This window comes from Streptomyces macrolidinus, assembly GCF_023887685.1.
In the GTDB taxonomy this organism is placed as follows: Bacteria; Actinomycetota; Actinomycetes; order Streptomycetales; family Streptomycetaceae; genus Streptomyces; species Streptomyces macrolidinus.
In genome coordinates, this window is the sequence record NZ_JAMWMR010000062.1 from 1 (window position 1) to 8,718 (window position 8,718).

Below are 8,718 nucleotides of genomic sequence, written 5' to 3' on the forward strand. Positions count from 1 at the left end.
ACTCCAGGACTTCGCGGGGGACATCGACGTGCTGTACGGGTCATAACTCCCCTACCTCTCCTGGGAGTTGGACCGGCCGGTGAACGCCACACCGCGAACCCGGGACGGCGGTGGAGACGATCCACCCGGCTTCGTCAGCAGGACAGACGTGCGGCAGCGCGTTTCCGGGCCGTCAGGAGTGCGGCGGTGTAGAGGGCCAGGACGGCGGTGAGGAGCAGGTAGTAGACCGTCGGCAGGGCGATCAGGCCGAGCAACGACCCCAGTGGGGAGAGGGGAAGCGCCAGGCCGATGACGGCCAGGGTGAGAGCGGCCCAGGCCACCGGGGTCGGCCCGTGGTTCTCCGCGGTGCCGCGGCCGGCCCGCAGCAACACCATCACCAGTGCCTGGGTGATCAGGTTCTCCGTGAACCAGCCGGTGTGGAAGACCGCCTCGTCGTCCCCCGTGCCCGGCCCGTGCACCACGAGCGTGAGGACGCCGAAGGTGGCGAGGTCGGCGACGGCGTTGAGCACCCCGAAGCGGGTGATGAAGCGCAACAGGTCCCTCGGATCCAGCACGGTCGGCCGGCGCAGGGCGGCCGGGTCGGGCCGGTCGTGGGCGAAGGTGAGCTGGGCGGCGTCGAAGCACAGGTTCTGCAGCAGAACCTGTGCCGGGAGCATCGGCAGGAAGGGCGTCAGCAGACCGGCGGAGAGCATCGCGAGGACGTTGCCCAGGTTGGACGACAGCGTGACACGCAGGTAGGTGGCGATGTTGCCGCCCGCGTGCCGACCCGCGGCGACCGCGTGCGCGATCGCGGTGAGGTCCTTCTCGGCCAGCACCACGTCCGCGGCCTCCCGGGCCACATCGGCGGCGTTCCGAGGGGCGATACCGACGTCGGCCGTGCGCAGTGCGGGCAGGTCGTTGACCCCGTCGCCGAGGAAGCCCACGATGTGCCCGGCGGTGCGCAGGGCCTCGGTGATCCGGGCCTTGTGCGCCGGGGCGCAGCGCGCGAAGACGGTCGTACGGCCGACGGCGTCGGCGAGTTCGGTGTCCGAGAGGCGGTCGACGGCCTCGGCGGTGAGCACGCCGTCCTCGCCGACCGGGATCCCCAGGTCGGCGCAGACGCGGACGGCGGTGCCCGGATGGTCGCCGGTGAGGATCTTGACGGTGACGCCCCGGTCGGTGAGGACCTTCAGCGCTTCGGCGGCGGTCGGTGCGAGTGCGTCCCGCAGGGTGATCAGCCCGCGGAAGGTCAGGCCGCGGGCGTCGGCCGGCCGGTAGTCGCGGGTGCGGGTTCGGGTGGAGCGTTCCGCGGTGGCGACCGCCAGGACCCGTACGCCGCCGTCGGCCTGCCGGGCAGCGAGCGTGCGCAGCCGTTCCCGGTCGTCGTCCGCCAGGGCACAACGCTCCAGTACGGCCTCGACGTCCCCCTTGACGACCATGGTGTGTGTGCCGAGCCGGCCGGGGGTGCGCACGACCGCGACGGCGAGCCGACGGTCCGGTGCGAAGGGTACGGACGCGACCCCGTCGTAGGCCATGAGCGCGTCCTCGTCGACGGCGTCCAGGATCGCCTCGTCGAGGGCGTCGGGTTCCGGCAGGTCGGCGAGTTGGAGCGTCCACCACGCGTTCACGGCGGCCCAGTGCAGGACCTCCGGTTCCTCCCGGCCGTCCGGGCCGAGGGCGCGGTCGATGACGGGCCGGTCCTGGGTGAGGGTGCCGGTCTTGTCCAGGCACAGCACGTCGACGGCACCGACGTCGTGCAGGGCCGGGAGGCGCTTGACGATGACGCCGTGGGTGCGGGCGAGCAGCGAGGCGCCGCGGGCCAGGCAGAGGGTGACGAGCACCGGCAGCATCTCCGGGGTCAGCCCGACCGCCACCGCCACGGCGAACGGCAGCGTCTCCAGGCCGCGGTCGCGCAGGGCCGCGTTGGCCATCAGCACCAGCGGAGGGGTCAGCAGCATGAACCGGATCAGGATCCAGGAGATGCCGTGGACGGAGCGGTCGAAGGCACTCGCCTCCGGGCGGCGGGCCCGGCGCTCGTGTGCGGCGGCGAACCGGGTGTGCGCGCCGGTCGCGGTGACGACCGCGGTGGCACTGCCGGTCGCCACGCTGCTGCCCTGGAAGCAGAGCTGCGGCCGGTCGAACTCCCCGGCTCTCGGCACTGCTTGAGGACCCCCGGCGCCGACGGCGCGCGGCAGGTCGTCGGCGGACTTGACCACCGGTGCGGACTCCCCGGTCAGCGCGGCCTGATGCACGGTCAAGCCGCTGGCCCGCAGCAGTCGTACGTCTGCCGGCACCAGGTCGCCCGGCCCCAGCCGGATCACATCACCGGGCACCAGCTCGGCCACGGGCAGTTCGCGGGTCGTCGCAGCGGCCGCCTCGTCGGCCCGTCGGAGCACGGTGGCCGTCGCCGCGACCAGCTCGCGCAGAGCGGCTGCGGACCGGTCGGCCCGGTGCTCCCCGGAGACCCGCAGTACGCAGCTCACCACCACGAGCAGCAGGATCACCGAGGCCGTGCTCCAGGCGAAGACCACCGCCGACACCAGCCCGAGGCAGCCCAGTACCGCGGTGAACGGATCGCGCAGGCTGCGCAGCAACAGTCGCGGCCAGGAGGCTTCGTGCCGTGCCGGGCCGGTGTTCTCCCCCAGGCGCGCCACCCGCTCCTCGGCCTGCGCCTCGGTCAGCCCGCGCGGCCCGCTGTCCAGTCGGCGCAAGGTCTGCAGCACGGTCGGCGCGGCCGGTCCGGGAGCGTCCTCGTCCTGAGGCGTCCGAGGTGTGCGAGACGTCCGGGGCGCGGATACGGCCGATGTGCCAGGCGTTCCGATGTCCCGCGCCGAGGACGTGGTGGTCTCAGCCACCGGTCCCGCGCAGTTCGCGCACCGGGGCGAGGGTGTGCTGCGACCGCGCGGTCAACTGCCCGACCATCACCCGCACGACGGTGACGATGTCCGGATCGTCGACGTAGTAGACCTGCCGTCGGCCCTCGCGGCGCGAGCGGACGAGCCCGGCGAGCTTCAGCTTGGCCAAGTGCTGGCTGACGGCGGGCAGCGCACCGCCGACCCGGTCGGCGAGATGCGTGACGTCGCTCTCGCCCTGCGACAGCGCCCACATCAGGTGCAGCCTGGGGGCGGAGGCGAGCAGTCCGAACGCGGCGGCGGCCTCGGCGAGAACCTCGGCGGACGGATCCTCGAAACCACCGCGGTTCCCCGACACAACCCTCTCCCGTCCCGCGCACAACACAGCCGACACCTCTGTGCGCACCAGTGTAGGTGTCCGGATGCCGGGGTGTTCCCGCGCCGGGGAGCCGGGGGTCGGCCCTCGTCGCAGGGGTCGTCGTCGAGGGGTGTCTTGCGGCAGGGGCTGTGCTGGTCAGGCTTTTGGTTTGCTAGATTGCGCAACTACGCAATCAAGGCGGGGGTTTCCCACCACGCCTGTCCGTACATTGCCGCTGACGCTGGTCGTAGTCCGAAGGCTCGTCCGGCGGCACGACCATTCATGGGAGTGGGAGATGAGCGACCCCTGGGACGGCGCGGGCGGCCGGGCCACGCGCAACCGCACCCGCCAGGTGCCCGGACAGCGTGAGTCCGAGCCCGACGGAGCACGTCCTACGGGCGGCCGGGCCGCGGCGAGGGCGGCGTCCCGTGCGCGGGGCGGCGGCCGGTCGCGCCGCCGCGCGCGCCCGGCGGGGCGCGGGAAGCGGGCGTTGAAGTTCCTCGGCATCGGCATGTCCCTCCTCGTCGTGGTGATCGCCGGTGCGGGCTGGTGGTTCTACGAGCATCTGAACGGCAACATCAACAGCGTCGCGCTCGACGGGAGAGGCGGCAGCGAGAAGGCCGACGCCTTCGGCCGTACCCCGATCAACATCCTCGTCCTGGGCTCGGACGGCCGCACCAGCGCCGCCGACTGCAAGCTGGGCGGTGGCTGCGCGAAGACCGGCGTCCAGTCCGGCAACGGGAACGCGGACGTGGAGATGGTGGTGCACATAGCCGCCGACCGTTCCAACGCCACCGTGATGAGCATCCCCCGCGACACCATGACCGACGTCCCGGCGTGCACCGACCCCCTGTCGAAGGCGTCCACGTCCGGCTACTACGGGCAGATCAACAGCGCTCTCTCGTACGGCCCGGCCTGCCAGGTGGCCACCGTCCACCAGCTCACCGGCATCCCGATCGACCACTTCGTCCAACTCGACTTCTCCGGCGTCGTGAAGATGTCCGACGCGGTCGGCGGTGTCGATGTCTGTGTCAGCGACGATGTCTACGACACCTACTCACACCTGAAGCTGTCCAAGGGCTCCCACACGCTCAAGGGTGAGGCAGCGCTCCAGTTCGTGCGCTCCCGGCACGGGTTCGGTGACGGCAGTGACCTCGGCCGTACGGTCTCGCAGCACATCTTCCTCAGCTCGATGATCCGCAAGTTCAAGAGCGCGGGCACGCTCACCGACCCCACCGCGGTCTACGACCTGGCCGACGCGGCCACCAAGGCGCTGACCGTGGACGACGGGCTGGACAGCGTGAAGAAGCTGATCTCGCTCGCGGCGGACGTGAACAAGGTCCCCGCCAAGCGGATGACCTTCACGACGATGCAGACCGCTCCGGATCCGAACGACAGCAACCGCGTGGTGGCCGGTACGGGAGCGAAGGACCTGTTCTCCACCATCGCCAACGACCAGGCGCTGACGACCGGTTCGGGCAAGAAGTCCGCGGCGGCCTCGGCCACCGCCGAACCCACCGCCTCCGCTGTACCCGCGTCCCGGATCGCCGTGACGGTGGGGAACGGCACGACGGTCCCCGGCCGCGCCGCGGACGTCGCGACCGCCCTGACCGACCAGGGTGTCGGCTCCGCCACGGTCACGCACGACGCCGCCAGTTCCGCGACGACCACGCTGACCTACGGCACCGGTCAGAAGGCCGAGGCGCAGACGGTCGCGAAGGTGCTCGGGCTGCCCTCCTCGCATCTGAAGCAGGGCACCGGCACAGGCCTGGTCCTGGTGATCGGCGCCGACTGGCCGAGCGGAACCAACTTCCCGGGCGGCGACTCGTCACCGGCACCGGCCGATGTCCACGCGGCGGTGTCCAACGCTCACGCCTCCACCGCCGACGAGGCCAAGACCTGCGCCAAGGTCAGTCCCTACAAGACGGTCGACCTCAACGGCGTCTCCATGACACCGTCCCAGGCGTATGCGGCGGCGCGCAGCAAGCCCGACTCCGATGCGTGATGCGTAAGGACGCGCAAGAACGCCTGCGGAGGCCTGAGAACGCCTGGAGATGCCTTGGAGACGCCTTCGAGACGCCTGAGGCCGACGTACGCGCGCGATGTGAAATCGGTGCTCCCGTCGCGCAGTCCGTCGGCGTCGAGCGCCATGTCCCTCAGGGGCTGGCGACGTCGAAGCCGTACCGCAGCGGTTCGCTGGTCACGCCGTGGTCCCGGCGGTAGACGTACACGCCTTCCGCGCGCACGCCGGGCGGTCCGGCATCGACGGGGCAGGGGTAGGTCACCTGGACCACCCGTGGCCGGTCGGCAACCCTCATGTGCAATCCGTCCGCCGGTCCGCCGTCGAGCACGGCGGTCTCCCAAGTCGCATCAGTCATCTCCACGGTGACAGTTTAAAGGTTGCGCAAGTCAGCATGCACGTGGTTGCACTTGGTTGTACCGCCGATGACGCGCCTGTTCGGGGCTGGTGAAAGTCGGGTGCGGAATGCCCTGCCCATAGCCAATGATGTGGATGGTGACTGGATACGTGGATGTTCCTGCCCGGCTGGGCGAGAGTGCTCTGTCCGATGGGCGGTTGCTCGGCTGGGCCGAGTGGGGGCCGTTGGACGGAGTGCCCGTTCTGTTGTGTCCGGGTGCGGCTACGAGTCGGTGGCTCGGGTTCGGCGCAGGCGTGGTCGAGGCGCTCGGGGTGCGCCTTGTCTCGGTGGATCGTCCGGGACTCGGTGCCTCGACGCCCGCCCCCGGACGGACCTTCTCCGACTTCGCCGGGGACGTGCGACAACTCGGTGCGCTGCGAGGGCTGGAGCGCCCGGCGATGGTCGGGAACTCGCAGGGTGCACCGTTCGCTCTCGCCTGCGCCGCGGAGGGGGTCGCCTCGGCACTTGCTGTCATCTCTGGTGCGGACGAGGTCGCCGCGCCGCAGTTCGCCTCTGTTCTGGATGCGGGCCTGCGTGGTCTCGTCGAGCGGACGGTACGCGATCCGGTCGGCGCCGAGGAGTTCTTCGCGAGCTTCACCGCGGATGCGATGTGGGACATGGTCATGGCCGGGAGCCCGGGGTGTGACCTCGCCCTGTACCAGGATCCTGAGTTCGCGGCTGCTTATCGCCGGGCCTTGGACGAGGCATTCGCTCAAGGTGCCACTGGTTACGCCCGTGACACGGTCCTGGCGATGGGGCGGTGGCCGTTCGCCCTCGACGAGATCACCGTGCCGGTCGATATCTGGTACGGCGAGCAGGACACCAGCCACTCGCCCGACAACGGAGCACTGCTCGCTTCCCGTATCCCCGGCGCACATCGCCATGTCGTACCGGAGATCGGCGGCGCTCTGCTGTGGACACATGCCGAGTCGGTCCTCACGTCGCTTCTTGGGAAGGCCGTCACCGACGGGTAGGCGGCCGGTTCGTGGCCGGGTCGGCTCAGCAGGTGCGGCGACGGTACGCGCCGTCCCCGGCCGGGACGACGTTCCGGTCGCGCAGGACCACCGACAGCTCCTTGCCCCATGACGTGCAGACCGTCGCGAGCCCGTCAGCGGTGTACTCGATGACGAACACCCGGTTGTCGTACGCGTGGGCGTACGCGTCGCATTCGTCGTACTCACCGCATTCCTCCGCGACCGCGAAGTCGAACCCGAGGCTCCGTCCCTTCCGTGCCAGGTCCGCGGCGTTCTTCTGACCCATCGCCAGACCGGACGCGTGGGCCCGGTCGGCGAGCAGCTTGCCGAAGGCCAAGTCGTCGGCGACGGTGAGGAGTTCCTTGGAGCGCTCGTGCGAGTCGAGGTTGTCGGCCTCGACCGCCTGGAACCCGGCCGCGGCGCAACCGTCGATCCATTCCCCCACGATCCTGGCAAGTCGCTCGCGCTTGGCGTCTGTTGAGATGTCCAGCAGTGCCTCGCCCCAGTCCTTGTCGACGACCAGTGCGCCACCGGAGTCGCGGAGCAACAGGTCGGGGTGGTGGGCCTGCCACCAGTCGGTGGCGTCCGGCTGTGCCTGGAAGGCGTTGACGTAGCAGATGTTGTACAGCCCCGGCGCGGGCTTCGCGGCACGGTCACGGGAGACCGCGCGTACACCGGACGGCGGCGGGTAGGCACCGCCGATCTGGTAATCGAAGGCCATGCCCGGCTTGGGTAGGGCCACCTTGCCGGGAGGAGCGGCGGAGGACCGATCCGTCGCAGCGGTGCCCTCACCTTCGGACGTGGAGCATCCACTCACGGCCACCACGAGCGCACCGCACAGTGTCACCGCTGTCAACGTGCGGTGCAGGGCTGAGCGGTTGCGGTCGGCCATGGTTCGGGGCTCCTGTCGAAGTGTGGTCAATTGCTCTGCCCGTGGGGCCCGCTACCGTACGACGCAGATCGCTGGCAACTCCGAGGCGTCCGGGGCCTCTTGGGAAAGAACCCGCTGCGCGAACCCGCGTGCACGGATCCACCCCGTATCGCTCTCCACGTGCAGATCATCCCACTCGTGCGCCCAGCATGATCCTGAGGTGTCCCCAAGCGTTCGGCGCCCGGACCAACGGTCTCTTGGTCACACCGCCGCACCGCCGCACCACAAGGCAGGGGGGAGGCGACGGGAAAGGTGAAGGCGGCTCTTCGATCGGAGCCGAGCAGACCGTTCAGTGTGGTGACGGTTGCGGGTCCAGGGCGTTGCCGATGGTGCAGCCGCCCTCTCCCGGCATCCGCTGGATCCGGGGCGGCACCCACACCTCGGTGGCGCCGGGGCTCACACGGGCAAGGAGGCAGTCCTGCGCGTCGAAGTGGTTGCCCTTCACCGACAGGAGAACGCCGACCCGGCCGCCGTCGGCCTTCGTCTCGGTATGGATCGCCGGATCGAGGTCCAGGGCGGCGAGCGTACGGCGCACCTCGGCCTCGTCCACCCGCCCGCCCTTCGGCACCTGGGGGAGTTTCGCGCGGAGTTCCTCGTACGGCAGTCGGGGCGGGGCGGGTGGCGGGTCGAAGGTCAGCGGGGGGCCGTGCGGGCAGTCCACGTCACGGGGTTCCTCACGCCACTCCGACTTGGGCGACACCCGCACCGCGAAACAACGCTGCACGACGACCTCCTCAGGGTCGAACCATTCGTTGTACGCGGAGCCGGACGTGCGGACGATCACCTCGACGCCGTCCCCGTCGTGCGTCGAGGTACCCGTCACGCGCAGTACCTCCACCCCGTCGATACCGGAAGCGGAGCGCCCGACCTCCTCCGCCGTACGCGGACGCTGCCCGTAGAGCCGCTCACCCGCCTTCCTGGCCACCTCGCGTGCGGCATCCGTCGCCTCGCCCTCGGAGGACTGCACCACCCCACAGCCAACGGTGAACAGCAACAGCGGGGCGAGCAGCAGCAGTCGACGCATGCACCCATCCTTCCGACGCGGCGCGCGACGGGCAACTGCTTGCGTAATCGGGCCGACGTGGGCGATCACACAGGGACACGCGGAGAAGATGCCGATCAGCCGCTACGTCCGTGGTCCGGCGAACTCCCGCTCAGTAGCCGACAGTTACCGGATTGCGGCGGACAGACGTCCTGAGCGCCGTTT

At 70.5% G+C, this 8,718-nt stretch carries 7 protein-coding genes; 2 read left to right on the forward strand and 5 right to left on the reverse strand.

Annotated elements, in window-relative coordinates:
• Positions 1–134: 134 nt before the first annotated feature.
• Together mgtA and NGF19_RS29995 are read right to left on the reverse strand one after the other, a co-directional pair.
• Complete coding sequence (gene mgtA / locus NGF19_RS29990) at positions 135–2,834, reverse strand: magnesium-translocating P-type ATPase (protein ID WP_252429056.1); 2,700 nt, start codon at positions 2,832–2,834, stop codon at positions 135–137.
• Complete coding sequence (locus tag NGF19_RS29995; protein ID WP_252429058.1) at positions 2,827–3,189, reverse strand: ArsR/SmtB family transcription factor; 363 nt, start codon at positions 3,187–3,189, stop codon at positions 2,827–2,829. Before NGF19_RS29995 ends, mgtA begins: the two co-directional genes overlap by 8 nt.
• Before the next feature lie 295 nt (positions 3,190–3,484).
• On the opposite strand from NGF19_RS29995, the gene NGF19_RS30000 reads away from it, so the two are divergent.
• Entirely contained in the window at positions 3,485–5,194 is a 1,710-nt protein-coding gene (locus NGF19_RS30000; RefSeq protein ID WP_252429060.1) for an LCP family protein, read from the forward strand.
• A 151-nt stretch (positions 5,195–5,345) separates the two neighbouring features.
• On the opposite strand, the gene NGF19_RS30005 is transcribed toward NGF19_RS30000, so the two are convergent.
• Positions 5,346–5,567 carry a hypothetical protein gene (locus tag NGF19_RS30005; protein WP_252429066.1) on the reverse strand — a complete coding sequence of 74 codons (222 nt, stop codon included), beginning with the start codon at positions 5,565–5,567 and terminating at the stop codon, positions 5,346–5,348.
• A 125-nt stretch (positions 5,568–5,692) separates the two neighbouring features.
• Between NGF19_RS30005 and NGF19_RS30010 the strand changes: the two genes are divergently transcribed.
• Positions 5,693–6,580, forward strand: coding sequence for an alpha/beta fold hydrolase (locus NGF19_RS30010; protein ID WP_372506030.1), 888 nt, complete (start codon positions 5,693–5,695; stop codon positions 6,578–6,580).
• A gap of 25 nt (positions 6,581–6,605) precedes the next feature.
• On the opposite strand, the gene NGF19_RS30015 is transcribed toward NGF19_RS30010, so the two are convergent.
• Positions 6,606–7,472, reverse strand: a complete 867-nt coding sequence (locus NGF19_RS30015) for an endo alpha-1,4 polygalactosaminidase (protein WP_252429062.1) — start codon at positions 7,470–7,472, stop codon at positions 6,606–6,608.
• Between the two features lie 328 nt (positions 7,473–7,800).
• The gene (locus tag NGF19_RS30020) at positions 7,801–8,535 is read right to left on the reverse strand and encodes a translation initiation factor IF-2 (RefSeq protein ID WP_252429064.1); all 735 of its coding nucleotides are present in this window, start codon (positions 8,533–8,535) and stop codon (positions 7,801–7,803) included.
• Positions 8,536–8,718: the final 183 nt, after the last annotated feature.

Coding starts and splice junctions, on each gene's coding strand:
- NGF19_RS30005 (WP_252429066.1), bottom strand. CDS start 5,567: ATGACTGATGCGACTTGGGAGACCGCCGTGCTCGACGGCGGACCGGCG.
- NGF19_RS30015 (WP_252429062.1), bottom strand. CDS start 7,472: ATGGCCGACCGCAACCGCTCAGCCCTGCACCGCACGTTGACAGCGGTG.
- NGF19_RS30010 (WP_372506030.1), top strand. CDS start 5,693: ATGATGTGGATGGTGACTGGATACGTGGATGTTCCTGCCCGGCTGGGC.
- NGF19_RS30020 (WP_252429064.1), bottom strand. CDS start 8,535: ATGCGTCGACTGCTGCTGCTCGCCCCGCTGTTGCTGTTCACCGTTGGC.
- NGF19_RS30000 (WP_252429060.1), top strand. CDS start 3,485: ATGAGCGACCCCTGGGACGGCGCGGGCGGCCGGGCCACGCGCAACCGC.